This window comes from Planotetraspora phitsanulokensis, assembly GCF_016863295.1.
Lineage (GTDB): Bacteria > Actinomycetota > Actinomycetes > Streptosporangiales > Streptosporangiaceae > Planotetraspora > Planotetraspora phitsanulokensis.
In genome coordinates this window covers 246,662-269,395 of sequence record NZ_BOOP01000018.1, presented here as the reverse complement: position 1 = coordinate 269,395, position 22,734 = coordinate 246,662, and the positions used below count along the sequence as shown (strand labels likewise).

Below are 22,734 nucleotides of genomic sequence, written 5' to 3'. Positions count from 1 at the left end.
TTTTCAAAATGGGGTCGCCCTGATCAGGGGCGGCCCCATTTTTGTTTTCCCCTCAGAAATCCAGCACACCCGGATTATCGTTGGCCCCGTAAGAGAACCCTGAGCCGCCTTTCCCTCGGGAAGGATCATGCCGTGATCGGTGATCTGCAGTGCGTGGTGCTCGACTGTCCTGAACCGGTGTCACTCGCACGCTTCTATCAGGCACTCCTCGGTGGGACGGTGAACAGAGGCGATCGGCGGTGGGCGCTCAGCGACGAATGGGCGACCCTGCACACGGCCTCCGGTCAGGTGCTCGCCTTCCAGGGCGTGGACGACTACCGCCCGCCGCGCTGGCCGGAATCGAGCCACCCGCAGCAGTTCCATCTGGACGTCGGTGTGCCGGATCTGGATGTCGCCCATCAGCAGGTGCTGGCAGACGGAGCAAAGCTACTCGACGATGGCGGCGGCACCCGCGGCTGGCGCATCTACGCCGACCCCGCCGGCCACCCTTTCTGCCTGGTCCTCGAACGGCCGCCACGGTCCACGTGAGCGGCCGGCCCACATGTGTGACCCGTCCACGTGAGCTGCCGGTGTACGTGAGCGGCCGGCCCAGCGTGGAGAGCCCGACCGCGAGATCCGGCATGATCACACCGGAGGGGTGACGGCGGCGCCGAGGAGGGGCTCGATCCGGAACGGGATCTGAGTCGACAGCGCGATGGTCGTATCGGTGCGTTGCACCGCGGGCGAGGCCAGGATCTCCGCGATGATCTCCTGGAGATGCGGAGTGCTCCGGGCGACCACCCGGCACAGGAGGTCGGCCTGGCCGCTCGTGCCGTACACCTCGAGGATCTCCGGGATCGCGCCCAGTGTCCGTACCGCCTCGGTGAGGCTTCCCTGTGCGATCTGGAGGGACGCGAACGCGAGGATCGGGTAGCCGATCTCCTCCGTCGCCACCGTCGGCCCGAAGTCGTTGATCACCCCGCGCGCGGTGAGCTTCTCCAGGCGGGCCTGAACCGTACCGCGAGCCACCCCCAGGAGGCGGGCGAGCTCGGTCAACCCGATCCGGGGATGAGCACGCATGGTGATCAATAGTTGACTGTCGAGCGCGTCGAGCATGCGCCCGAGGCTACGCTCCGACTGAGCGAATCGGCTAGCACAAACTGCCATATTGGCCGCAGATTGTGCGTTCCGCGCACTCTGACTGGTCGCTCTTGTCAGCGAATCGGCGGCTTGCTGTCATATGGGGTTATGTTCGAGGAAGCACAGTACTTTGCTCCGGTCGCGACGCGCGACGACGGATCGGTCGTCGTCGAGCTGGCCAGCGGTCACCCCGGTTTCGCTGACACGGTGTACCGGAACCGCCGCAACGCCATCGCGGCCCTGGCGCTCGGCCACAAGCCAGGTGAGCCCATTCCCCACGCGGAGTACACCGACGAGGAGCACCACGTGTGGGCGCTCGTCACTCAGGAACTCGCCGTCAAGCACGACAAATACGCGGTGCGGGAGTTCATCGACGCCGCCGCGCGGCTGGGGCTGCCGGCGAGCCGTATCCCGCAACTTCAGGAGGTCAGCGATCTGCTGAAGCCTCTCACCGGTTTCGGATACCTGCCGGCGGCCGGGCTCGTCCCGTTGCGGGAGTTCTACGGCGTCCTGGCGGACGGCCTGTTCCACTCCACCCAGTACATCCGGCACCACTCGGTGCCCTTCTACACGCCCGAGCCTGACATCGTGCACGAGGTGATCGGGCACGCGAACACGCTCGCCTCGCCGCGTTTCGCCGCGCTCTACCGGCTCGCGGGCCGGGCCGCCCGCCGGGTCGAGACCGAGGAGGCGCTGGAGTTCGTCTCCAAGGTCTTCTGGTTCACCCTCGAGTTCGGCGTCATGCGCGAGGACGGAGAGTCCAAGGCGTACGGCGCGGGCATCCTGAGCTCGTCCGGCGAGATCGAGGAGTTCCGCGGGATGGACATCCGTCCGCTCGACCTCAAGGCCATGGGCACCACCCACTACGACATCACCAAGTACCAGGAGGTGCTGTTCGAGGCGGAGTCGTTCGATCACCTGGAGGACGTGGTCGGCACGTTCTGGGACACCTGCGACGACGACTCGATCGCCCGGCTGGCCGCGTCCCACTGACCCCAGCGTCTCGCTGCCCCTCCGCGTCTCGCTGACGCCCGTGCTCCGCTGACCCGGGCGTCTGACCCCCGCACGTCTCGCTGGGCTTCAGCGGGTCACTTGCCGATGATGAGCAGGGCGTCGCCGACGCCACGCTCTGCTCCGTCGGAGGGGTGGTTGACCACCTTCCCGTCGACCACCATGGTGCTGGAGCCGCCGCCGTCCAGGCTGATCGCGTCACGCGCGCCGAGCCATCGCATGAGTTCCGCCGACTCGAAGAAGGACGCGCCGACGGTGGTTCCGGGAGCGCGGCCGTCCACGACCGCGATCACCAGTCCGCCGGACGCCGTCACTCCCGCGAGGGTCCGCGGGTGCCGCCGAACGATCATGTTGACGTTCGCCATGCCGTCCGTGGCGGCGGTGATCGAGGTCCGTCCGTCGCGGACGAGGCCGATCCCTCCGCCGATGATGCTGGTCTCCGGGGTCAGCGGGACGACATTTCCCGTGCGCAGGTCGGTGACCTTCGCTGTGACGTCGACCGTCATGCCCTTGGCGGCGTGCGCCCTGAGCCAGTCGGCTGCGGTTCCTCTCCCATGAAGCACCCGGGTTCCGTGAGCCACCGGGGCGCCGGGACCGCGTGATCGCAGAACCTTGCCCGACGAGTCGAGCACCACTTCCTCTCCGTTGCCGGAGGGAGTCGCGCGGCCGAGTTCCTCGGTGTACATGACCAGCTCGTCGGGCCGGGCGACCCGGTTGAGGCCCCCGACCTCCAGCTTCGCCCCGTCCGCGGAAAGGGCCACGACCGACGAGGACAGCTCGGTGACGCGAGCCCTCCGGCCCGCGAGGACCAGCGCGGTGCGCCCGGGAACCGCCTCGCTGAGCAGATCGCCGCCCACCACGGAGATCCCGGTCGGATCACCGCTGAAGTCCTTCAGTGTGTGGATGTCGAAGAATCCGCCGTTGACCGCCGCGATGGCGCCCGCGGAGGACGCCATCGCCGAGACCGTTTCCCGCGCCGCCACTCCAGCGCCGAGAGACGAGCGGAAGACGCCCTGGAAGGACCGGGGGTCGACCGTCAGGACCCGTACGGTCCACGGGCCGCCGGTCTGGAACCCGTCGTCACCGCCGAAGTCGACCTTCGCGGTGATCCCGTCCTTCTTGAGCCGCTTGACCACGCGGGCGGCTTCGGCCTGCTGGCCGAGCGGCCAGGCGCCGACTCTGACCATCCAGAAGTCGGCGGCCGGATAGTCCGCGACGGCCGGCCGGGTGAACTTCACGATGGAGGGCTGGAAACCGGACTCCTCCACCGCGAGCGCCTGGGCGCTCGCGGTCTTCTCGGACAGGGCGTCCTTGCCGCGCACCACCACGCTCACGCTGTAGCCGTCGGTCGGCGTGCCCTGCGTCAGCGTGAAGTAGTCGATGCCCGGTGCGACCCGTTCGGTCACCACCTTCGGCGCCTTCGCGGATCCGAGGGGGAAGCCGGTCGAGGGGAGTGACGTCGCGGGGCGGGCCGCCGGTGGAGGCGGAGGAGCGGCGGGAAGGTCCGGAAGGCCGGGGATCTCCGGAAGCAGACGCAGGGCGTACCGGGGGCCGGGGAGCGGGGAGTTCGCGCTGGCGAAGGCCGAAAGCGTGATCGTCGTCAGGGCCACGGTGGCGGTCCCGACGATCAGATGGCGTCGCATGCGGCCTTCCCTCACTTGTGATCCTTTGAAGGACCATGGTGACGGGGATCGACGGCGGCTTGTGCCGTACACGCCAAAGAATGTGAGAAATGGTCACTACTTTCCCGTGACACCGCGCGGTGGCCGCGCTCATGATCACGGCGTCTGCGCGTCGATCTCGCGTGCCTGCTGAACGAAGTCCTGAGCGGACCTGGCCTCCACGTGGAGGAGCAGACCGTTGCGGCGCCGCGAGACGCCCCAGTAGTGCGCGGTGGCCTGACCCCACCAGATGGTCCACCGGGGGAACCGGGCGGACAGGGCTCGCACCACGATCGCCGGACTGATCTGAGGTTCGCTCGTCATCTGCACCCTTTGAGACAAGCACGATCCGTACCGTGTGCGCGAGTGCACGGAGAGTAGCGGAGTGCCATAGGACTTACACCTGGGGAGGCAGACCTGTATCCGCGTATGCGGCCTCATCCCGATCCTCATTCGGGCATGGAGGTGAATCCGCAGGTCACGGGCTTTCGCGGCGGAATGTCTCCAGAGCCAGCAACGCCACATGAAGAGACATGCACGACTCGACGTCGTCGAGGTCGGTCTCGAGGATGCGTTCGAGCCGCCGGAGCCGGTCGTAGAACGCGGGCCGGGACAGGTGCGCCTTCTGCGCGGCGACCGCCTTGTTCCGCCCGGCGTCGAGATAGATCCGCAGGATCCGCGTCAGATCGCCGTGCCGCTGGGCGTCGTGCGCGAGCAGCGCGCCGAGCTCGCGCTCGGCGAAGGTCTGCAGGCGCGCGTCGTCGCGGAGCAGGTGGAGCAGGCCGCGCAGGCGAAGGTCGGGAAGGCGGTAGAACGCGCGTCCGTCCGGCTGCCGCACCGCCACGTCGGCGACCTGCTCGGCCTCGAGGAAGCTGCGCCGTACGTCTTTGATCGACTCGACGACGGAGCCGGCCGCCAGCACGAACGGCGTGGAGAAGGTGGTCCGCAGGCGGTCGGCGAGGGCGCCGAGCGCCGCTTCGGCGAGCGAACGCGGCGGCAGAGGCAGCAGCACGCCCACCCGGCTCTGGTCGAGCGCCCCCACCAGTGCGGGGAGCCGCGAGTCGCGGCAGGCGGCCGCCGTGGCCTCGGCCAGCTCGCCGAGCTGGGCCTGCTCGCCCAGCGCGGTACCCGTGGAGGCGGTCAGCCGGATCACGGCGCTGATCAGCTTGCGGCCGGTGAGCGGCACCCCGACCGCCCGGGCCCGGGCCGCCGCCTCGTCCGGATCGGAGTAGGCGTGGGTGAGGATCCCGGTGATGATCGTGCCGTGCGCCTGCCGTTCGAGTGACTCCTGGTGGCGCTCGAGCAGCCGGCTGAGCGCGAGCGTCGTCGCCGCGCGTTCGGCGAGGACGATGTCGTGCGGGCTCGGCGACGTGTCGCACATGAGGATGAGCCGTCCCCAGTCCTGTCCCCGGGCGCCGACCATGGTGACAAGCCATCCGGCGGAGGCCTCGTACGCGGTGCGCTCCTCAGGGGAGACCGCGCGGGACCGCATCTCCCAGTTGGCCAGGATGGTTCCGGTGTCGCCTCCGGAGGCGTCGCACGCGAGCACCTGGTGGGCGAGGTTCTCCAGGACGACGGGCCGGCCGGAGAAGCGGGCGACCTGCGCCAGCACCTCGGAGGGCGACGCGCCCTCGACCGACAGTTCGGTGAAGACCTCGTGCAGCTGCTCCGACGCCCGCAGCTCCTGGAGCTGGATGTCGATGATCCGCGCGTGCACCGACTCGGTGATCTGCACGAACGGCGTCTCGCGCGTGAGGGTGACGAGTGGCAGGCCGTGGTCCTCCGCGGCCTTGACCACCGCCGGGGGCAGTTCGCGGACGAACCGGCGGCCCAGCTCCACGATGAGCCCGGAGGCGCCGACGGAGGCGAGGTCGGAGATGTAGTCGGCGAGCTTGTCCGGCTCACTCGGCAGGGCCACGCCCGTGGTGAGCACGAGCTCGCCGCCGCGCAGCAGGTGGGCGATGTCGGTGATCTCCCCGACGTGCACCCAGCGGACCCGGGTGTCGAGCCGGTCGCCGCCCGCCACGACGCGCGGATCACCGCGTCGGACGGCGTCCAGCGCGAGCACGTCGGCGACCGTGGGCAGCATGTACAGAGGCTACCTGATCATTGTGTAAAGGGGATGGGTCAGTCCCTGACAGGGTGATCCAGCCGGGCCTCCCGGGGAAGCCGGGCGGCAAGGCCGTCCAGCAGGGCGACCAGGCCGAAGTCGAACGCGAGCCGCCTGGCCGTCAGCGGGTCGATGGACGTGCCGGCGTAGGTCCGGTACCGGTCGATGAGGTGGGGATAGTCCGCGGCCACCTCATGGATGATCGGCTCCATCACGGCCTGGGCGCCGGTCACGTCGGTGCCGGCCCGGGCGAGCGCGTTGAGATAGGCGACCTCGGGGATGGTGGCGCCCAGGGTGTAGGACACCACGGCGGCGACGGCGTAGTCGACGTCGGGCCCGTCGAAGCCCGCGTCGGAGAACGCCGCCATGAGCCGGTCGGCGGCGGTCAGGGCCTTGGGGCCGAGGCCGGGCAGCACGCCGATGAGCGTCACGCACCACGGATGCGCGGAGACGGCGGTGTGCATGCCGTACGCGAAGGCGGTCGCGGCGTCGTGCCAGCTCGTCCCCTCGGGGATGACGACCTCGTCGTAGACCTCGTCCATGACGAGTTCGAGCAACTCGTCCTTGTTCGCCACGTGCCAGTAGAGGCTGGTCGCCCCCGCGCCGAGCCGCGCCCCCAGTTTGCGCATGCTGAGCGCGTCGAGCCCCTCCTCGTTGAGCAGCTCCATCGCCGCCCGGACGATCTGGTCACGACTCAGGCCCTGGTCGCGGGGGCCCTTGCGCTCACGCGTCCAGACCGAGGAGAACGGCTTCGCTGACACGGCCTCAGAATATTCGCTCGCACGGTGTGCGATGCTGCCGTACAGTGTTCAAGTCCTATCGCACACTGTACGAGGTGGATTTCATGTCGCACCCCCGCCGATGGTGGATCCTCGGTGTCCTCTGCCTGAGTCTGCTGACACTCGTCGTGGACAACACCGTGCTCAACCTGGCGATCCCGTCGCTCATGCGCGAACTCGGCGCCTCCCCGTCGGACGTCCAATGGATCATCGACGCGTACATCCTGGTGTTCGCCGGCCTGTTGCTGACCGCGGGAAGTCTCTCCGACCGGTACGGCAGGCGCCTCTTTCTGATTCTCGGTCTGGCCTTCTTCGGCGGCGCGTCGATCGCGGCCATGCTCGCGACCGAGCCGTGGCAGCTCATCGGCGCCCGGGCGCTGATGGGAGTGGGCGGCTCCCTCGTCATGCCGTCCACCATGTCGATCATGATCACCGTGTTCGACGAGAGTGAGCGCAGGAAGGCGTTCGCCGCGTGGAGTTCGGTGGCCATGGCCGGAGTGATCGCCGGGCCGACGCTGGGCGGGTTCCTGCTCCAGCACTACTACTGGGGATCGGTCTTCCTGCTCAACGTGCCCATCGCGGTCCTGGCGATCATCGCGGCGCTCGTCCTGATGCCGGAGTCGAAGGGGGAGGCCCGGGCGATCGACCCGGTCGGCGTCGTGTTGTCGATCGTGGGGATGAGCGCCCTCGTCTACGCGGTCGTCTCCGCGCCGACGGGGGAGTGGAACCCGCTCGTGGTGGCGGTGGCCGTACTCGCGTTGCTGGGCTTCGTGGTGTGGGAGCGCAGGGCGGAGCAGCCGATGTTGCCGCTGTCGCTGTTCGGCGACCGGTCGTTCAGCGGGGCGTCCTTCTCGATCGTCCTGCTGTCCTTCGGGTCCGGCGCGCTGATGCTCGCCCTGACGCAGTACCTCCAGTTCGTCCTCGGCTACGAACCGCTGAAGGCCGGCATGGCCCTGCTGCCGTACGTCATGGCGGCGCTGGTCTTCAACGGCCTTGGGGCGACGCTCGGCAAGAAGGTCAGCAACCGGACGCTGATCGTCGCCGGCCTGCTCGTGATGGCGTGCGGCTTCGGCGTCCTCGCCACGCTCAACGGCGGGTACGGCATGCTCATCACCAGCCTGATGATCATGGGGGTCGGCGGAGGCCTCGCCGGTCCCGCGGCGTACGCCACCTTGATGGGCGCGGTCCCGCCGGAGCGCGCGGGCGTGGGCTCGGCGCTGAACGACACGGTGCAGCAGGTCGGCATGGCCCTCAGCGTCGCCGTGCTCGGCAGCGTGCTCGCAGGGGTCTACACGGCCTCCATGCCGGACTCCGCTCCCGAGGCCGCCCGCGACTCGATCAGCGGAGCGCTCGCGCTGGGGGATCCCTCCGTGGCCGCGGCGGGCCGCGACGCCTTCGTGTCGGCCATGTCGGTCGGCTCCCTGGTCGGCCTCGTCTTCTCCGTGGCCGCGGCCGTGATGGCATTCCTGTTGCTGCGCCGTACCCCGGCCGCCGAGAAGGCCGTCCAGAAGGAGGCGGCCGCGGTCTGACCTGCGTCTTCCCGCAGCGCCGGATCATTTTCAGCATGTAAGGCGAATGTCTCGCATGCCGACATGTTGAAGGTTGGGAGCGGCGGCTCGGAGCGGTGATACTCGACGTATGTCTTCCCGTGATTCCGAGTCGCCCTCCGGCACCGCCGACCTGCTGGCGCGCCACCGCGCGGTCCTCCCGAACTGGATGGGCCTGTACTACGACGAGCCCATCGAGATCGTCGGAGGCAAGGGCAACCGCGTCGTCGACGCGTCCGGGAAGAGCTATCTGGACTTCTTCGCCGGCATCCTCACCAACATGATCGGGTACGACGTGCCCGAGGTGCGGGAGGCCGTCGAGCGGCAGCTGGCCACCGGCGTCGTGCACACCTCGACGCTCTACCTGATCCGCTCACAGGTGGAGCTGGCCGAGAAGATCGCCCGGTTGTCCGGCATCCCGGACGCCAAGGTCTTCTTCACCAACTCCGGCACCGAGGCCAACGAGACGGCCCTGCTGCTCGCCACCTACGCCCGCAAGACGGACCAGGTGCTCGCGATGCGGCAGAGCTACCACGGCCGGTCGTTCGGCGCGATCAGCGTGACCTCCAACCGCTCGTGGAAGAACAACTCGCTGTCGCCGCTCAACGTGCACTTCCTGCACGGCGCCGACCGCCACCTCGCCCAGTTCCGCGGGATGTCGGACGCGGACTACATCAAGGCGTGCGTCGAGGACCTGCGGCACGTGCTCGCCACCGCCGTCTCCAATGACGTCGCCGCGCTCATCGCCGAGCCGATCCAGGGCGTGGGCGGCTTCACCATGGCGCCCGACGGCCTGTTCGCCGCCTACAAGGAGGTCCTCGACGAGGAGGGCATCCTGTTCATCTCCGACGAGGTCCAGTCCGGCTGGGGCCGTACCGGCTCGGCCTTCTTCGGCATCGAGAACCACGGTGTCACGCCCGACATGCTGACCTTCGCCAAGGGCACGGGGAACGGCTTCGCCGTCGGCGGCGTCGTCGCCCGCGCCGACCTGATGGACGGTCCGCACGCCGTTGGCCTGTCGACCTTCGGCGGCAACCCGATCTCCATGGCGGCCGCGAACGCGACCCTCGACTACGTGCTCGACCACGACCTGCAGGCCAACGCGGCCCGGACCGGGGAGATCATCATCGCGGGCCTGCGCGAGGCGGAGCGCCGGCTCGGCGTCGTCGGCGCCGTGCGCGGCAGGGGCCTGATGTTCGCCGTCGAACTGGTCGACCCCGCCACCGGAGCCCCCGCGCCCGCCCTGGCCGTCCGGTTCCTGGAGGAGACCAAGAAGCTCGGCCTGCTCATCGGCAAGGGCGGCCTGTACGGCAACACCCTGCGCATGGCCCCGCCGCTCACGCTCACCGAGGACGAGGCCCGGGAGGGCCTGGGCATCCTCGTCACCGCGCTGGAGACCGTCGACGATGAAGCACGTTAGTCACTGGATCGACGGCGCCCGCACCGGCGGCGACGGCCGTACCGCCGAGATCTTCAACCCGGCGACCGGGGAGGTCAGCGGTCAGGTCGCCCTCGCGACCGTGGCGGAGGTCGACGCGGCGGTGGACTCCTCCGCGCGCGCCTTCCCCGGCTGGCGGGACACGTCCCTGGCCAAGCGGGCACAGACGTTGTTCCGATTCCGCGAGCTGATGGACCGGCACCGTGACGATCTCGCCGCCCTGATCACGGCCGAGCACGGCAAGGTCCACTCCGACGCCCTCGGCGAGGTCGCCCGCGGCCTCGAGGTCGTCGAGTTCGCGTGCGGCATCCCCCACCTGCTCAAGGGCGGATTCTCGGAGAACGTCTCGACCCGGGTCGACTCCTACTCGATCCGCCAGCCCCTCGGCGTCGTCGCCGGGATCACGCCGTTCAACTTCCCGGCCATGGTGCCGATGTGGATGTTCCCCGTGGCCATCGCCGCGGGCAACGCCTTCATCCTGAAGCCGTCGGAGAAGGACCCCTCGGCGTCGCTGCTGATGGCCGAGCTGTGGGCCGAGGCAGGACTGCCCGACGGGGTGTTCAACGTCGTCCAGGGCGACAAGGTCGCGGTGGACCGGCTGCTGGAGCACCCGGCCGTGCAGGCCGTGTCCTTCGTCGGCTCGACCCCGATCGCCCGGTACGTCTACGAGCGGGGAACCGGCCACGGCAAGCGGGTCCAGGCGCTGGGCGGAGCCAAGAACCACATGCTGGTGCTGCCGGACGCCGACCTCGACCTGGTCGCCGACTCCGCCGTCTCCGCGGGCTTCGGCTCGGCCGGCGAGCGCTGTATGGCGATCTCCGTCGTCCTCGCCGTCGAGCCGGTCGGCGACGAACTGGTCGAGAAGATCGTCTCCAGGGTCGGCCGGCTGAGGGTCGGGCCGGGCGACGACCCGGCGTCCGAGATGGGACCGCTGGTGACCGCGGCGCACCGCGACAAGGTGGCCTCCTACCTGGACCTCGGCGTGGAGGAAGGGGCCAAGATCGTGGTGGACGGCCGCGAGACGCCCGTCTCCGGCGGCCGCGGTAACGGCTTCTGGCTCGGCCCGACGGTGCTCGACCACGTGCCGGCGAACTCGCGCGTCCACCGCGAGGAGATCTTCGGCCCGGTCCTGTCGATCGTGCGGGTGAAGTCCTTCGAGGAGGGCCTCCACCTGATCAACACCGGCGAGTACGGCAACGGCACGGCCGTTTTCACCAACGACGGCGGCGCCGCGCGGCGCTTCCAGAACGAGGTCGAGGTCGGGATGATCGGCATCAACGTGCCCATCCCGGTGCCGATGGCGTACTACAGCTTCGGCGGGTGGAAGGCCTCGCTGTTCGGCGACACCCACGTTCACGGGACCGAGGGAGTGCACTTCTACACCCGGGGCAAGGTCGTCACCTCACGCTGGCTCGACCCCTCCCACGGCGGAGTGAACCTGGGCTTCCCCACCAACGCCTGAGGCACAGCGTGGGCGGGACGCGGCCACCGGGGCCAGTAGGCTCGTGATGTCCGTCTCGTGAGGGGGTCAGCCCGGTGAGGCTTCGCCGTACGCAACTCGTGGTCGCAGTGGCGGCCGCGGGGTTCCTGGCCGCGGCCTGCGGAGGAGGCGGAAACTCGCGGGTGGTCGCGGCCACGCCGGGGACCGGCGCCACCACGGCGAAGACCTCCGTCAGCGCCTCGCCCAAGGCCTCGTCCCCGGCGCCGAGCGGCTCGGCGACCCCGACGCCGATGGCGTCGCACGGACCCGGCGAGGGCGCGCTGCGCGTTCTGGCGATCAGCGGATACGCCGAGTGGGGCGGGACCGACCCGACGGTCAACTGGGTCAAGCCCTTCGAGGAACAGACCGGCTGCAAGGTCTCGCTCTCGTTCTACGACCCCGGTCTCGAGGCGACACCAGGCGGCGCCTCGCTCGGCCCCTTCGACGTGGTGTCCGCCACGCCGGAGATCGCGGGCAGGCTGATCGACGAGGGCACGGTCGCACCGATCAACACGGCGCTCGTCGAGGGCTACGAGAAGATCCCCACCCACCTGCGCGAACTCCCCGCGTACACCGAGGACGACCAGGTGTACGGCGTGCCGTACCTGTGGGGGGTGGACGAGGTGCTCTACGACGCCACCAAGGGCAGGCCGAAGGACGAGGGGGCCCTGTTCACCGGCAAGGGTCCGGTGCTGCTCAGGGACGATCCGCTGACGATCGCGGACGCCGCGCTGGTCCTCAAGCGGCGGGGCGCGGACATCAAGGATCCGTTCGATCTCACCCCGTCCCAGCTGGACAAGGCCGTGGACCTCATCACCTCGAACAAGTCGGGGGAGCGGACCTTCTGGCGTGACCCCATCGACGTCGTGGAGGGCTTCGCCTCCGGCTCCGCGCGGCTCGCGCAGGGCACGCCGTACCATCTCGACGTGCTGAAGAGCGGGAACAAGCCCGTCGAGGCGCTCGACGGCCGGCCGCTGACGGGCTGGTCGGACTCGTGGATGGTCGCTGCGGGCGCGGCCCATCCGTCATGCGCCTACCAGTGGCTGGAGTGGACGGCCTCAGCACAGGCACAGGGCCCGGCGGCGGCCTGGACCGGCCTCGCCCCCGCGAATCCGGCCGCCTGCACGGGCGACGCGAAGCGGGTGTGCGTGGACTACCACGTGGGAGACCCGGCGGCATTCAAGGGCGTCTACTTCGCCGCTCGTCCAGGCGACTACCCTCAGTGGGCTGAGCGCTGGACGCAGATAGCTCACGGTTAGCGATCCAGACGCCGAGGTCGGGAGCGCCCGACCGCACGCGGTTTCTGCGCCGGCGGATCAGCGTCTCCAGCGCCCACGTGCCGGGGCCGAGCACGGCGATGAGGAAGAACGACCAGCAGAACAGCGCCGACAACTCGCCGCCGTTGACCAGAGGCAGCACGCCTCTCGGCTGATGCGCCATGAAGTACGCGAAGGCCATGGACCCCGACGCGAGCAGCGCCGCGATCCGGGTGAAGAGCCCGACGAGGACGAGCGCCCCGCAGAGCGCCTGGATGAGCGCGGCCCACCACCCCGGCCAGGTGCCGAACGCAACCGCTTGACCCATGCCGCGGTTGCCGCCGAACACGTTGAACAACGAGGCCACCCCGTGGCACATGAACAGCATGGCGGCCACCATGCGGAACAGCGAGAGGACCGGCCCGTGGAAACGGTCGAGTCTCATGAGATCACCTCTCGGGCTCGCGTGCGGTGCCGCCCGCGCGTCACGACATGGCGGCGCGGGAACGGCGAGGAAGCGGCACCTTGCCCTCAGGAGCGGGCAGCAGCGCCTCGGCGCAGTCGTCGCAGGCGTGGACCGGGGCGTTGTCGGGGAGCAGGCCCACCTTGACGCGGGGGCGGGGCCACTTCTTGTGGCAGACCACGCAGGCGTCGCCCTCGCGTTGGACGGGAGTGAGACCGGCCGGGTCGAACGTCAGCATGAGCCGCTCGGCACCGTTCGGATTCCAGCCCATTCCCCGTCCCCCCTCGATCGAGTATCGAAACCGTTATAACGCGGTTACGGGCTGTGATCGGCGCGTGTCAGGCCAAGGGGCGGTTAAATCGCGGCATGGCGCGGGCGTTACAACAACAAAAGGGACACTCGACGTCAAGCCGGGTGTCCCTTTTAATCTTATTTAAGGGCTCTAATCCGCACTGATTGCTCTCTCCAGGATGGAAAGCCCTTCTTCCAGCAAATGGTCAGGAATAACCAGCGGCGGAAGGAACCGGAGCACATTGCCGTAGGTGCCGGCGGTGAGCACCAGCAGCCCCTCGGCGTGGCACCTGGCCGCGATCGGGCCGGCCGGCAGCGGGTCCTTGGTGCCCGGGACCACGAGCTCGATCGCCGTCATGGCCCCGCGGCCGCGGACGTCGCCCACGATGCCGAACCGCTCCTGGAGGGAGCGCAGGCGCGGCAGCATGATCTCGCCGATGTGCTTGGCGCGGTCGACGAGCTTGTCCTGCTCGATCGTCTCCAGCACGCCGAGGGCCGCCTCGCAGGCGAGGGGGTTGCCGCCGTAGGTCCCTCCGAGGCCGCTGACGTGGACCGAGTCGAGCAGGTCCGCGCGACCGGTGACGGCGGCCAGCGGAAGGCCGCCCGCGATGCCCTTGGCCGTGCAGATGATGTCGGGGACGATGCCCTCGTCCTCGCAGGCGAACAGGTGGCCGGTCCTGGCGAAGCCGGTCTGCACCTCGTCGGCGACGAAGACGATCCCGTTGGCCCGGCAGAACTCGGCGATCTTCGGCAGGAATCCGCGGGCGGGCTCGATGAAGCCGCCCTCGCCGGCGATCGGCTCGATGACCACGGCGGCGACGTTGCCCGCGCCGATCTGCTTCTCGATCATGTCGATCGCCTGGGCGGCGGCCTCGTCCGCGCAGTTCTCCGGTCCGCTCGGCCAGCGGAACGGGTAGGCCAGCGGCACCCGGTAGACCTCGGGCGCGAACGGCCCGAAGCCGTCCTTGTACGGCATGTTCTTGGCGGTCAGGGTCATCGTGAGAAGGGTCCGGCCGTGGTAGCCGTGGTCGAACACCACGACCGCCGGGCGTCCGGTGGCGTGCCTGGCCACCTTCACCGCGTTCTCGACGGCCTCGGCGCCGCTGTTGACCAGGAACGTGCGCTTTTCATGATCGCCGGGCGTGAGCTCGTTGAGCTTCTCGCACACCGTGACGTACGACTCGTACGGCGTGACCATGAAGCAGGTGTGGGTGAAGTCGGCCACCTGCCGCTGGACCCGCTCGACCACGCGGGGAGCGGAGTTCCCCACGCTCGTCACGGCGATGCCCGAGCCGAAGTCGATGAGGGAGTTGCCGTCCACGTCGACGACGACGCCGCCACCGGCGTGGGTCACGAAGACGGGAAGCGTGGTGCCGATGCCCGGGGGCACGGCGGACTGCTTGCGCGCGAACAGCTCACGCGACCGGGGTCCCGGGATCTCGGTGACGAGGCGGCGTTCCTGCGGGAGCCGCGGGCCGCCATGGACGGTGCCGGTGGTGCCTTCGACGGTCATGTCTTCGACGGTACGGCCACCGTCTTCACCTGCCGATACGTCGTCATGGCAGAATAAGTCCGTACTTTTGGCCAACTCGGACAAAGTTGGGCTTGGGGGGCTGGTGGCGCCGACGCTGCGCCGGGTGACGGCGATCACGCCGCTGCACCTGGAGGTCCTGGCCGGCCACGACGAGCTGGATCGGCCGGTCCGCTGGGTGGCGGTCAGCGAGCTCGAGGATCCCACGCCGTTCCTCGAGGGCGGGGAGCTGGTGCTGACGACCGGCATGCGGCTCACCCCGGACGACGCCGTGCCGTACATCTCGCGGCTGGTCGCCCGGGGCGCGACCGGGCTGGGGTTCGGAGTGGGACTCGGCCACGACCTGGTGCCGCCGGCCTACGTGGACGCCGCGGCGGCCGCCGGTCTGCCGCTCGTCGAGGTGCCGAGGGACACCGCGTTCATCGCGATCGGCAAGGCCGTCAGCGAGCTCATCGCCGCCGAGCAGTACGAGGAGATCAGCCGGGCCTTCGCGGCGCAGGGCCGCCTCACCCGGGCCGCGCTCCAGCCCTCGGGCACCGGGGCGATCATCGACCGTCTGGCGCGGGAGGTCTCCGGGTGGGCTCTCCTCCTCGACGACGCGGGAGCGGTCAGGCATTTCGCCGACGCCACGGGGACGGGCCCGCCCGCGGAAGAGAAGGCCGCGGCGTTGCGCCCCGAGCTGGCCCGGCTGAGACGGACGACGTCGCCGGCCAGTCTCGCCCTGGCCACTCCCGGTGAGCGCGTGATCGTGCAGCCGGTCGGCCGTCGCGGATTCTTCGTCGTCGGGGCCGCGAGGGCGTTCTCGCCGATCGAGCACACCGTGGTCAACGCGGCGGGCTCCCTGCTCACGCTCGCCCTGGAGCAGGGCCGCGACCAGCGCGCCGCCGCCGGCCGAGTCAGGGCCGCGGTGTTCCGCCTGCTGCTCGCCGGTCAGACCGAGGCCGCCGCCGACGCGCTCGCGGCGCTGGGCGGGACACTGCCCGAAGGGGCGGTGGCCGTGCTCGCCTGCGAGACGGCCGACGCGGAGGCGCTGGCGGAGGCGTTGCCGTGCTTCACCGCCCCGTGGGGCCGGCTGGTCGTCGCACTGGCCCCCGCCGGCGACGTGGAGCTGCTCGCCGGACGTGCGGCCGGGCACGGCCGGGTCGGCGTGGGCGTTCCCGGAGTCGACCTCGCCCTCGGCCTCGACCAGGCCGAGCGCGCACTGGCCTCAGCCGACCCGGTGGCGCACTTCGCCGAGCTGGCCGGTCAGCGGTTGCTCGCGTTGCTGGAACCCGGAGCGGCGGCGGCTTTCGCGGCCGCTCTGCTCGCGCCGCTGCGCGAGTACGGCTCACGCGGTGACCTGGTCGAGTCGCTGCGCGCCTACCTCGCCAGCAACGGTCACTGGGACGCGGCGGCGCAGCGGCTGGGGATCCACCGGCACACGCTCAGGTACCGCATGAAGAGGGTCAGCGAGCTGCTCGGCCGTGATCTCGACGATCCCTCGGCGCGGGCCGAGCTCTGGATCGCGCTGTGCCTGTGAGGATCAGCCGTTCCTGACCAGGAAGGAGGAGATCGTCGCGGTGGTGACGGTCTCGAAGGTCTTGGAGTCCTGCAGGTGACCGGCACGTTCCAAGCTCAGCGCCCCCTGCGCGGCGGCCCACAGCGCGTCGGCCACCCTCCTGGGCTGCGTGGGGACGAGATAACCGGCGGAGATGCAGTCGGCGATCACCCGGTCGAAGATGTTCAGCGCGGCGCGGGCGAGCGTCCTGGCCCGCTCGCTCGGCACGAATTCGGGGATCGCCCGCTCGAACATGAGGCTGTAGTAGCCCGGCTCGGACAGGGCGGCGTCGCGGTAGGCGAGGCCGAGGGCCGTCAGGTAGTCGAGCGGGTCGCCGCGCAGCGGCACGCCCTCCAGACGCCGGCGGAACCGTTCGAAGCCCTCCAGATAGAGCGCCTCGGCCAGCCCTTCCTTGCTGCCGAACATCGTGTAGATGACCTGGGTCGGGCAGTCGGCCTCGGTGGCGATCCGCCGCACGGTGAGGCTCTCCGGGCCGTCCGAGGAGAGCAGCCCGCTGGCGACGTCGAGGAGCTTGGTGCGGAGCTCGTCATACGTGCTCCGCTGGCCGCGCGCGTAGGCACCCTGAAGACCGAGCGGCGCCGGCGTACCCATCAGCGACGAGCCCTTCTCGAATTAGGGTCCTCGGTCGGACCCGGATGATGACTTAACCATGCGGCTCGGCTTTCAAACCGCTCCGAAACGGAAAACATCCTGAAATTGCGCTGCATTTGTGACGTACCAAACTTGTCCACATCGGTACACCGCTGACCAGTGGTTGTGCTGGGAGGCGTAGAGCCTGTTCCGACCTGCTGACATACGGTCGGAAACATGGACGTGCGCCGTGATGCAGACCTTCGCCCCTTCTGGCTCGCCGGCCGCCCCGCGACCGGGGACGCCGAGCTGACCGTGACCAACTCCCATGACGGGCGGATCGTCGGCGTCGCCTCTGTGCCGACTCCGGATCAGGTCGAGGAGGCCGTGGCGGCCGCGCACGCCGTCAGCCGACAGGCCGCGGCGCTTCCCGTGCATGTCCGGGCCGAGGCCCTCGCCCACGTCTCCCGGCGTCTCGCCGAGCGTTCGGAGGAGATCGCCCGTCTGATCACCGCGGAGAACGGCAAGCCGATCCTGTGGGCCAGGGGCGAGGTCGGGCGGGCCGTGTCCACGTTCCGGTTCGCCGCGGAGGAGGCCCGGCGGTTCAGCGGCGCCGTACAGCGCCTCGACACCGAGCCTGCGGCCCAGGGGCGTCTGGCCTACGTCACCCGCGTGCCGTACGGGCCGGTGCTGGCGATCACGCCGTTCAACTTCCCGCTGAATCTGGTCGCGCACAAGGTGGCCCCGGCGATCGCCGTCGGCGCCTCGATCATCGTCAAGCCCGCGCCCGCGACCCCGCTCTCCTCGCTCGTGCTGGGGGAGATCCTCGCCGAGACCGACCTGCCGGAGGGCATGTTCTCCGTGCTGCCCGTCCCGAACGACCGGGCCGGAGCGCTCGTGACCGACCCCCGGCTTCCGGTGGTCTCGTTCACCGGCTCCGGGCCGGTCGGATTCGCGATCAAGGACCAGGTCCCGCGCAAGCACGTGACGCTCGAGCTCGGCGGCAACGCCGCCGCGGTCGTCCTCGGGGACGCCGACCTCGACTGGGCCGCGAGCCGGGTCGCCCTGTTCTCCAACTACCAGGCAGGCCAGAGCTGCATCGCCGTACAGCGAGTGATCGTCGAGGACTCCGTGGCGGAGGAGTTCACCGGGAAGCTGCTGTCGGCCGTCGGCGCGCTCGTCACCGGAGACCCCGAGGACGACAAGACCCAGGTCGGACCGCTCGTCAGCGAGGACGCCGCGGTGCGCGTGGAGAAGTGGGTCGCCGAGGCCGTCGCGGCCGGCGCGCGAGTGCTGGCCGGAGGCACGCGGGACGGCGCCACCGTCGCACCCACCGTGCTGACCGACGTGCCCTCCGACGCGAAGGTCGTCCGGGAGGAGGTCTTCGGGCCCGTCATGGTCATCCAGCGGGTGGGCTCCGTCGACGAGGCGTTCGCCGCCGTCAACGACTCCAAGTACGGCCTGCAGGCCGGCGTCTTCACCCGGAGCCTCGACGCGGCCTTCCGGGCGAACCGCGAACTGGAGGTCGGCGGCGTGATCATCGGTGACGTGCCGTCCTACCGGGCCGACCAGATGCCCTACGGCGGGGTCAAGGAGTCGGGCATCGGGCGCGAGGGCCTGCACTCCGCGATGGACGACCTGACCTACGAGAAGGTCATGGTCCTCACCGGCCTGCCGCTCTGATCCGAGGTGCCATCCCTCTGACCGGGGCGCGATCCCTCCGGCCGAGGCGCCGTCCTCTGACCGGGGCGCCACCCCGCCGAAACTGCCGGTGAACGAGAGGCGAAAAATCGGATAAAAGGGATTATTACTCCACTGTTCGCGCAGGGATCGGGACATGGACGCCAGCACCCTGCTCCTGGGAGTAGTCGTCATCACGGCGCTCGCATTCGACTTCACCAACGGTTTCCACGACACCGCCAACGCGATGGCCACCTCGATCGCGACCAGGGCGCTGCGCCCGCGCGTCGCCGTGGCCCTGTCGGCCGTGCTCAACTTCGTGGGCGCGTTCCTGTCGTTGAAGGTGGCGGCGACGATCGCGAGCGGGATCGTCGAAAGCGGCGCGATCACGCTGACCGTCGTCTTCGCCGGCCTGGTCGGCGGATTGGCCTGGAACCTGCTGACCTGGTATTTCGGCATACCCTCGAGCTCGTCCCACGCGTTGATCGGGGGCGTCGTGGGAGCCACCCTCATCGCGGCGGGAAGCGGTGCCGTCAAGGTGGACGGCCTGATGTCCAAGGTGATCGTCCCCGCCTTCCTGTCGCCCGTCTTCGCCGCCCTGGTGGCCATCGTGGGGACCTTCCTCGTGTACCGGATCACGCACAACGTCCCGAAGTCGACCAGGTCCCGGGCGTTCCGGCTCGGCCAGATCGGCTCCGCCTCGCTCGTGTCCCTCGCCCACGGCACGAACGACGCCCAGAAGACGATGGGCGTCATCACGCTGGCGCTGATCGCCAACCACACGATCAGCCCCGGCGCGGGGACGCCGTTCTGGGTGATCGTCGCCTGCGCCCTGTGCATCTCGCTCGGCACCTACATCGGCGGCTGGCGGGTGATCAGGACGCTGGGCAAGGGGCTGACCGAGATCGAGAGCCCCCAGGGCTTCGCCGCCGAGGGCTCGTCGGCGGCCGTGATCCTCGCCGCGACCCACTTCGGGTTCCCGCTCTCCACGACCCACGTGTGCAGCGGGTCGATCATGGGCGCCGGGATCGGCAAACGCCTGGCGGAGGTCCGCTGGGGCGTCGCGGGCCGCATGGTGACGGCCTGGCTGGTCACGATCCCCGCGGCCGCGCTCGTCGGGGCGGGCGCGTGGAAGGGCGCGGACGCCATCGGCGGCACGGGCGGCGTCGCGGTCGTCTTCTGCGCCGCGCTGCTGTTCGCCGGATCCCTCTATCTGGCGGCGCGGAGGATCCCCGTCACGCACGCCAACGTCAACGAGGAGTGGACCGGGACGCTGGCGCCGCGGAAGGAGCGGGTGGCATGAACCAGTACGTCGACATCGACTCTCTCTGGAAGGTGCTGGTCGCCGGTCTGGCCGGAGGTGTGGGCCTCGTCGCCCTGTTCGCCGTGGGCCTGGCCGGGCTGTCCACGCGCATGCCCTCCAATGCGGCGTCCCGGGCCGGTGCGGCGGGCCTGGCGGTCGCGGTGGTGTGCTTCACGCTCGTCGTCGCGGGGGCCGCGCTCGGGTTGTACGTGATGTTGAAGAAGTGACGGTGCTCGCCCGCAATCTCCTGTTTGAGATGGTTGTGTAGTGTCACCGACTTCTGCGGGACTTTCGAGGTCAGGAGATGTTTACATGACCGAACTGCCGGACAAGGTGGGCGACTGGGAACTCCTGCGCCGTACGCCCGGGCTGACGGTGGTGGACAACGACGACGACGATCCCATCCTCGTACGGGCCGACGGCAGACCGGTCGACACCTGGCGCGAGCACTACCCTTACCGGGAGCGGATGCCCAGGGCCGTCTACGACCGCGACAAGCGGCTGCTCCAGATCGAGCTCCTCAAGCTGCAGTACTGGCTGAAGGACACCGGCGGCCGGCTGGTGATCCTCTTCGAGGGGCGCGACGCGGCGGGCAAGGGTGGCACGATCAAACGGTTCATGGAGCACCTCAATCCGCGCGGGGCCAAGGTGGTCGCGCTGGAGAAGCCGTCCGAGCGTGAGCGCACGCAGTGGTACTTCCAGCGCTACGTCAACCACCTGCCGGCCGCGGGGGAGATCGTGCTGTTCGACCGGTCCTGGTACAACCGGGCCGGGGTCGAGCGGGTCATGGGCTTTTGCAGCCACGAGGAGTACGTGGAGTTCATGAACCAGGCGCCGCAGTTCGAGCGGATGCTCGTGCGCGACGGGATCCACCTGGTCAAGCTGTGGTTCTCCGTGTCGCGGGCCGAGCAGCGCACGCGGTTCGTGATCCGCCAGGTCGACCCGGTCAGGCAGTGGAAACTGTCGCCGATGGACATCGCCTCGCTGGATCTGTGGGACGACTACACCCGCGCCAAGGAGGACATCTTCCTCAACACCGACACGGCCGACGCGCCCTGGACGATCATCAAGAGCAATGACAAGAAGCGCGGGCGCCTGGCGGCCATGCGCTACGTGTTGTCGCTGTTCGAGTACGAGGACAAGGACCTGTCGGTCGTCGGGCTGCCCGACCCGGTCATCGTCAGGTCGGCCGTCGACATCGTCGACGAGGACAAGGCCGAGCCGCTGAACCCGCTCGCCTGAACCCGGCGAACCGCGGGCCCGGTCAGGCGCCCTCGGCCAGCTGGAAGAGGTCCCTGGTGGCCGTGCTGAAGTAGGGCCCGTACATCGTGCCGCGGTCGTTGCTGTACTTGAAGCTGCTCACCGAGGTGAGCGTGCCGCGCCCGGTCGCGGGGTCGAAGTCGGTGAGCCACGGCCCGCCGCTCGCGCCCGCGGTCAGGTCGCATCGCAGGCCCTGGTCCTGGGTCTGGCGCTGTGGGTCGCCATGGACGGCGCCCGCGCAGTACAGCAGGTGCTCGCCGTCGTAGGGCGGGTCGGCGGGGAACCCGAACCCGTAGGTGCGCACGCCTCGCTGGGGGAAGAAGCCGATCTCCTGCCCGCCCACCAGATCGGTCAGGTGCCGGCCCTCTCGGCGGGTCACCGCCACCATGCCCACGTCGTAGTCGTCATCTCCCCCTCGCGACCACGGCCCGGGCACGAACATCCGCCGGGCGGAGAAGGCGCCGTACGGCTGCCGACCCCCCTGGTAGCCGGGGACGAAGGTCCAGTTCTCCGCCCAGGGCCCCGCGCCGTCCTTCACACAGTGGCCGGCGGTGACGACGACGTCCCGGTTCGCGCTGCGTACGGCGCTGGCCGAGCACACGAAGTCGACGCCCTTCATGGTGAGGAAGACCCGGCCGGTCGTCCTGGTCACCGAGCCGCCCGATGCCCAGTGCGAGCCGTTCGTGGTGGAAGCCGGGGCCGCGATCGCGGCCTTGCCCCTCGCCGAGCCCGGAGCCACGGCCTGCCGGGCGGACTTGAACTGCCTCAGGCGCGCCGCGTCGCCGTTCTCCTGTCCCGCCGCGCCGGGCAGGGCCAGGCCGCGCCGCAGGGCGCCCGCGGGCTTCGCCGGCCGGGGGAGCGAGCGGCCCTGGTCGCGCAGGAACTTCGCGGGCGGCGGCAGCAGGCGCCCCGCCGCGAGGAGATCCGGATTCGTGAGCGCCCGCCTCGGGGCGGCGAGCGCCTCGCCCGGCGTCGCGAGCCTCTTGCCCGGCTTCCCGAGCGACTTCCCCGGCTTCCCGAGCGACTTCCCCGGCTTCGCGAGCGACTTCGCCGGTCTCGCGAGCCTTTTCGCGGGGCCGGTGAGCGCCGCGGCGGGGCCGGTCTCGACCGGGCGTGCCCTCTCGCGGGCGGTCCTGTCGCGCGTGGCCTTCCGCGTGGCCTTCTCCGTGGGGGAGAGTCCCGTCGCCGGGGCGGTGAGGTCAGGGGTGGTGAGGTCGCCGGTGGTGACGTCACGGCTGGGGAGGACGCGGCCGGGAAGCGGCTTGCCGGGTCCGTCCAGGCCGGCGGCGGGCGGTGGCGGGATCTCCGCCGGTCCGCGGGGGGCTCCACCGGGTGCGGGCAACACGCCCCGGGCCATCCCGCCGATCCTCCCGGCGCCGCCCATCTCGCCGATCGCGGGCAGCAGATCGATCGGGATCGCGCGCGCCATCCGCTCGGGAGTCCAGTAGCCGCCGAGCGCCGGTGCGACGGCGTGCTCCACGATGTCCGTTACGGGATCGCCCTGACCTGCGGGAGGTGTCAGAAGCCCGGCGGCCAGGGTGACGACGGCAAGCAGGGGGAGGCTCGGAGTCATGGCACCCGAGTCTGGACCACCAACAGTGCCCGTGCGACTACTTTCGGTAAATCCCGCACTGCCGGGCTCCGAGCGTGCAGTGGACGTCCCGCTCCTCGGGGACA

At 70.0% G+C, this 22,734-nt stretch carries 21 protein-coding genes; 11 read left to right on the top strand and 10 right to left on the bottom strand.

What is annotated here, in order from left to right; genetic code table 11:
• The first annotated feature begins 132 nt into the window (after window positions 1–132).
• Window positions 133–528, top strand: a complete 396-nt coding sequence (locus Pph01_RS19915) for a VOC family protein (protein WP_204074613.1) — start codon at window positions 133–135, stop codon at window positions 526–528.
• Window positions 529–624: 96 nt separating this feature from the next.
• Here Pph01_RS19915 and Pph01_RS19910 read toward each other — a convergent pair whose 3' ends face one another.
• Window positions 625–1,095, bottom strand: coding sequence for an Lrp/AsnC family transcriptional regulator (locus Pph01_RS19910; RefSeq protein WP_204074612.1), 471 nt, complete (start codon window positions 1,093–1,095; stop codon window positions 625–627).
• A gap of 132 nt (window positions 1,096–1,227) precedes the next feature.
• Between Pph01_RS19910 and Pph01_RS19905 the strand changes: the two genes are divergently transcribed.
• The gene (locus Pph01_RS19905; protein WP_204074611.1) at window positions 1,228–2,112 is read left to right on the top strand and encodes a phenylalanine 4-monooxygenase; all 885 of its coding nucleotides are present in this window, start codon (window positions 1,228–1,230) and stop codon (window positions 2,110–2,112) included.
• Window positions 2,113–2,207: 95 nt separating this feature from the next.
• Here the strand turns inward: Pph01_RS19905 and Pph01_RS19900 are convergent, their stop codons facing one another.
• From Pph01_RS19900 to Pph01_RS19885, 4 genes are all read right to left on the bottom strand, one after another.
• Window positions 2,208–3,773, bottom strand: a complete 1,566-nt coding sequence (locus Pph01_RS19900) for a phosphodiester glycosidase family protein (protein WP_204074610.1) — start codon at window positions 3,771–3,773, stop codon at window positions 2,208–2,210.
• Between the two features lie 135 nt (window positions 3,774–3,908).
• Window positions 3,909–4,115: a hypothetical protein gene (locus tag Pph01_RS19895; RefSeq protein WP_204074609.1), complete on the bottom strand. Its 207-nt coding sequence runs from the start codon at window positions 4,113–4,115 to the stop codon at window positions 3,909–3,911.
• A gap of 154 nt (window positions 4,116–4,269) precedes the next feature.
• Window positions 4,270–5,880: a PucR family transcriptional regulator gene (locus tag Pph01_RS19890; RefSeq protein WP_204074608.1), complete on the bottom strand. Its 1,611-nt coding sequence runs from the start codon at window positions 5,878–5,880 to the stop codon at window positions 4,270–4,272.
• A 38-nt stretch (window positions 5,881–5,918) separates the two neighbouring features.
• Window positions 5,919–6,662 (bottom strand): TetR/AcrR family transcriptional regulator C-terminal domain-containing protein, encoded by a 744-nt coding sequence (locus Pph01_RS19885; RefSeq protein WP_239116855.1) that lies wholly within the window; start codon window positions 6,660–6,662, stop codon window positions 5,919–5,921.
• Between the two features lie 83 nt (window positions 6,663–6,745).
• Between Pph01_RS19885 and Pph01_RS19880 the strand changes: the two genes are divergently transcribed.
• The 4 genes from Pph01_RS19880 to Pph01_RS19865 all read left to right on the top strand — a co-directional run bounded on the left by Pph01_RS19880 (window position 6,746) and on the right by Pph01_RS19865 (window position 12,404).
• Window positions 6,746–8,209 carry an MFS transporter gene (locus tag Pph01_RS19880; protein ID WP_204074607.1) on the top strand — a complete coding sequence of 488 codons (1,464 nt, stop codon included), beginning with the start codon at window positions 6,746–6,748 and terminating at the stop codon, window positions 8,207–8,209.
• Between the two features lie 109 nt (window positions 8,210–8,318).
• Window positions 8,319–9,647: an aspartate aminotransferase family protein gene (locus tag Pph01_RS19875; protein WP_204074606.1), complete on the top strand. Its 1,329-nt coding sequence runs from the start codon at window positions 8,319–8,321 to the stop codon at window positions 9,645–9,647.
• Window positions 9,634–11,127, top strand: coding sequence for a CoA-acylating methylmalonate-semialdehyde dehydrogenase (locus Pph01_RS19870; protein WP_204074605.1), 1,494 nt, complete (start codon window positions 9,634–9,636; stop codon window positions 11,125–11,127). Before Pph01_RS19875 ends, Pph01_RS19870 begins: the two co-directional genes overlap by 14 nt.
• Before the next feature lie 74 nt (window positions 11,128–11,201).
• The gene (locus Pph01_RS19865) at window positions 11,202–12,404 is read left to right on the top strand and encodes an extracellular solute-binding protein (RefSeq protein ID WP_204074604.1); all 1,203 of its coding nucleotides are present in this window, start codon (window positions 11,202–11,204) and stop codon (window positions 12,402–12,404) included.
• Here Pph01_RS19865 and Pph01_RS19860 read toward each other — a convergent pair.
• From Pph01_RS19860 to gabT, 3 genes are all read right to left on the bottom strand, one after another.
• Entirely contained in the window at window positions 12,325–12,846 is a 522-nt protein-coding gene (locus Pph01_RS19860; RefSeq protein WP_204074603.1) for a DoxX family protein, read from the bottom strand. The two genes, Pph01_RS19865 and Pph01_RS19860, sit on opposite strands and share 80 nt — an antisense overlap.
• Before the next feature lie 40 nt (window positions 12,847–12,886).
• Window positions 12,887–13,135, bottom strand: coding sequence for a hypothetical protein (locus Pph01_RS19855; RefSeq protein ID WP_239116854.1), 249 nt, complete (start codon window positions 13,133–13,135; stop codon window positions 12,887–12,889).
• 171 nt (window positions 13,136–13,306) lie between these two features.
• Window positions 13,307–14,668 (bottom strand): 4-aminobutyrate--2-oxoglutarate transaminase, encoded by a 1,362-nt coding sequence (gabT, locus tag Pph01_RS19850; protein WP_204074602.1) that lies wholly within the window; start codon window positions 14,666–14,668, stop codon window positions 13,307–13,309.
• Between the two features lie 103 nt (window positions 14,669–14,771).
• On the opposite strand from gabT, the gene Pph01_RS19845 reads away from it, so the two are divergent.
• Entirely contained in the window at window positions 14,772–16,205 is a 1,434-nt protein-coding gene (locus Pph01_RS19845; RefSeq protein ID WP_239116853.1) for a PucR family transcriptional regulator, read from the top strand.
• A gap of 3 nt (window positions 16,206–16,208) precedes the next feature.
• Here the strand turns inward: Pph01_RS19845 and Pph01_RS19840 are convergent, their stop codons facing one another.
• Window positions 16,209–16,835: a TetR/AcrR family transcriptional regulator gene (locus Pph01_RS19840; RefSeq protein ID WP_204074601.1), complete on the bottom strand. Its 627-nt coding sequence runs from the start codon at window positions 16,833–16,835 to the stop codon at window positions 16,209–16,211.
• A 216-nt stretch (window positions 16,836–17,051) separates the two neighbouring features.
• On the opposite strand from Pph01_RS19840, the gene Pph01_RS19835 reads away from it, so the two are divergent.
• From Pph01_RS19835 to ppk2, 4 genes are all read left to right on the top strand, one after another.
• Complete coding sequence (locus Pph01_RS19835; protein ID WP_204074600.1) at window positions 17,052–18,497, top strand: aldehyde dehydrogenase family protein; 1,446 nt, start codon at window positions 17,052–17,054, stop codon at window positions 18,495–18,497.
• 154 nt (window positions 18,498–18,651) lie between these two features.
• A complete protein-coding gene (locus tag Pph01_RS19830) occupies window positions 18,652–19,797 on the top strand; it encodes an inorganic phosphate transporter (RefSeq protein WP_204074599.1) in 1,146 nt (381 codons plus the stop codon).
• A complete protein-coding gene (locus tag Pph01_RS19825; protein ID WP_204074598.1) occupies window positions 19,794–20,024 on the top strand; it encodes a hypothetical protein in 231 nt (76 codons plus the stop codon). The genes Pph01_RS19830 and Pph01_RS19825 overlap by 4 nt, the downstream gene beginning before the upstream one ends.
• A gap of 85 nt (window positions 20,025–20,109) precedes the next feature.
• On the top strand, window positions 20,110–21,039 hold the full coding sequence (ppk2, locus tag Pph01_RS19820; protein ID WP_204074597.1) for a polyphosphate kinase 2: 930 nt from the start codon (window positions 20,110–20,112) through the stop codon (window positions 21,037–21,039).
• A 22-nt stretch (window positions 21,040–21,061) separates the two neighbouring features.
• On the opposite strand, the gene Pph01_RS19815 is transcribed toward ppk2, so the two are convergent.
• A complete protein-coding gene (locus tag Pph01_RS19815; RefSeq protein WP_204074596.1) occupies window positions 21,062–22,630 on the bottom strand; it encodes a hypothetical protein in 1,569 nt (522 codons plus the stop codon).
• Between the last annotated feature and the right edge of the window lie 104 nt (window positions 22,631–22,734).

What these genes read in the sequence shown, in the direction of transcription:
- Pph01_RS19910 (WP_204074612.1), bottom strand. Translation starts at nt 1,095, where the DNA reads ATGCTCGACGCGCTCGACAGTCAACTATTGATCACCATGCGTGCTCAT.
- Pph01_RS19890 (WP_204074608.1), bottom strand. Translation starts at nt 5,880, where the DNA reads ATGCTGCCCACGGTCGCCGACGTGCTCGCGCTGGACGCCGTCCGACGC.
- gabT (WP_204074602.1), bottom strand. Translation starts at nt 14,668, where the DNA reads ATGACCGTCGAAGGCACCACCGGCACCGTCCATGGCGGCCCGCGGCTC.
- Pph01_RS19855 (WP_239116854.1), bottom strand. Translation starts at nt 13,135, where the DNA reads ATGGGCTGGAATCCGAACGGTGCCGAGCGGCTCATGCTGACGTTCGAC.
- Pph01_RS19900 (WP_204074610.1), bottom strand. Translation starts at nt 3,773, where the DNA reads ATGCGACGCCATCTGATCGTCGGGACCGCCACCGTGGCCCTGACGACG.
- Pph01_RS19825 (WP_204074598.1), top strand. Translation starts at nt 19,794, where the DNA reads ATGAACCAGTACGTCGACATCGACTCTCTCTGGAAGGTGCTGGTCGCC.
- Pph01_RS19870 (WP_204074605.1), top strand. Translation starts at nt 9,634, where the DNA reads ATGAAGCACGTTAGTCACTGGATCGACGGCGCCCGCACCGGCGGCGAC.
- Pph01_RS19860 (WP_204074603.1), bottom strand. Translation starts at nt 12,846, where the DNA reads ATGAGACTCGACCGTTTCCACGGGCCGGTCCTCTCGCTGTTCCGCATG.
- Pph01_RS19895 (WP_204074609.1), bottom strand. Translation starts at nt 4,115, where the DNA reads ATGACGAGCGAACCTCAGATCAGTCCGGCGATCGTGGTGCGAGCCCTG.
- Pph01_RS19815 (WP_204074596.1), bottom strand. Translation starts at nt 22,630, where the DNA reads ATGACTCCGAGCCTCCCCCTGCTTGCCGTCGTCACCCTGGCCGCCGGG.
- ppk2 (WP_204074597.1), top strand. Translation starts at nt 20,110, where the DNA reads ATGACCGAACTGCCGGACAAGGTGGGCGACTGGGAACTCCTGCGCCGT.
- Pph01_RS19840 (WP_204074601.1), bottom strand. Translation starts at nt 16,835, where the DNA reads ATGGGTACGCCGGCGCCGCTCGGTCTTCAGGGTGCCTACGCGCGCGGC.
- Pph01_RS19830 (WP_204074599.1), top strand. Translation starts at nt 18,652, where the DNA reads ATGGACGCCAGCACCCTGCTCCTGGGAGTAGTCGTCATCACGGCGCTC.
- Pph01_RS19875 (WP_204074606.1), top strand. Translation starts at nt 8,319, where the DNA reads ATGTCTTCCCGTGATTCCGAGTCGCCCTCCGGCACCGCCGACCTGCTG.
- Pph01_RS19880 (WP_204074607.1), top strand. Translation starts at nt 6,746, where the DNA reads ATGTCGCACCCCCGCCGATGGTGGATCCTCGGTGTCCTCTGCCTGAGT.
- Pph01_RS19835 (WP_204074600.1), top strand. Translation starts at nt 17,052, where the DNA reads ATGGACGTGCGCCGTGATGCAGACCTTCGCCCCTTCTGGCTCGCCGGC.
- Pph01_RS19905 (WP_204074611.1), top strand. Translation starts at nt 1,228, where the DNA reads ATGTTCGAGGAAGCACAGTACTTTGCTCCGGTCGCGACGCGCGACGAC.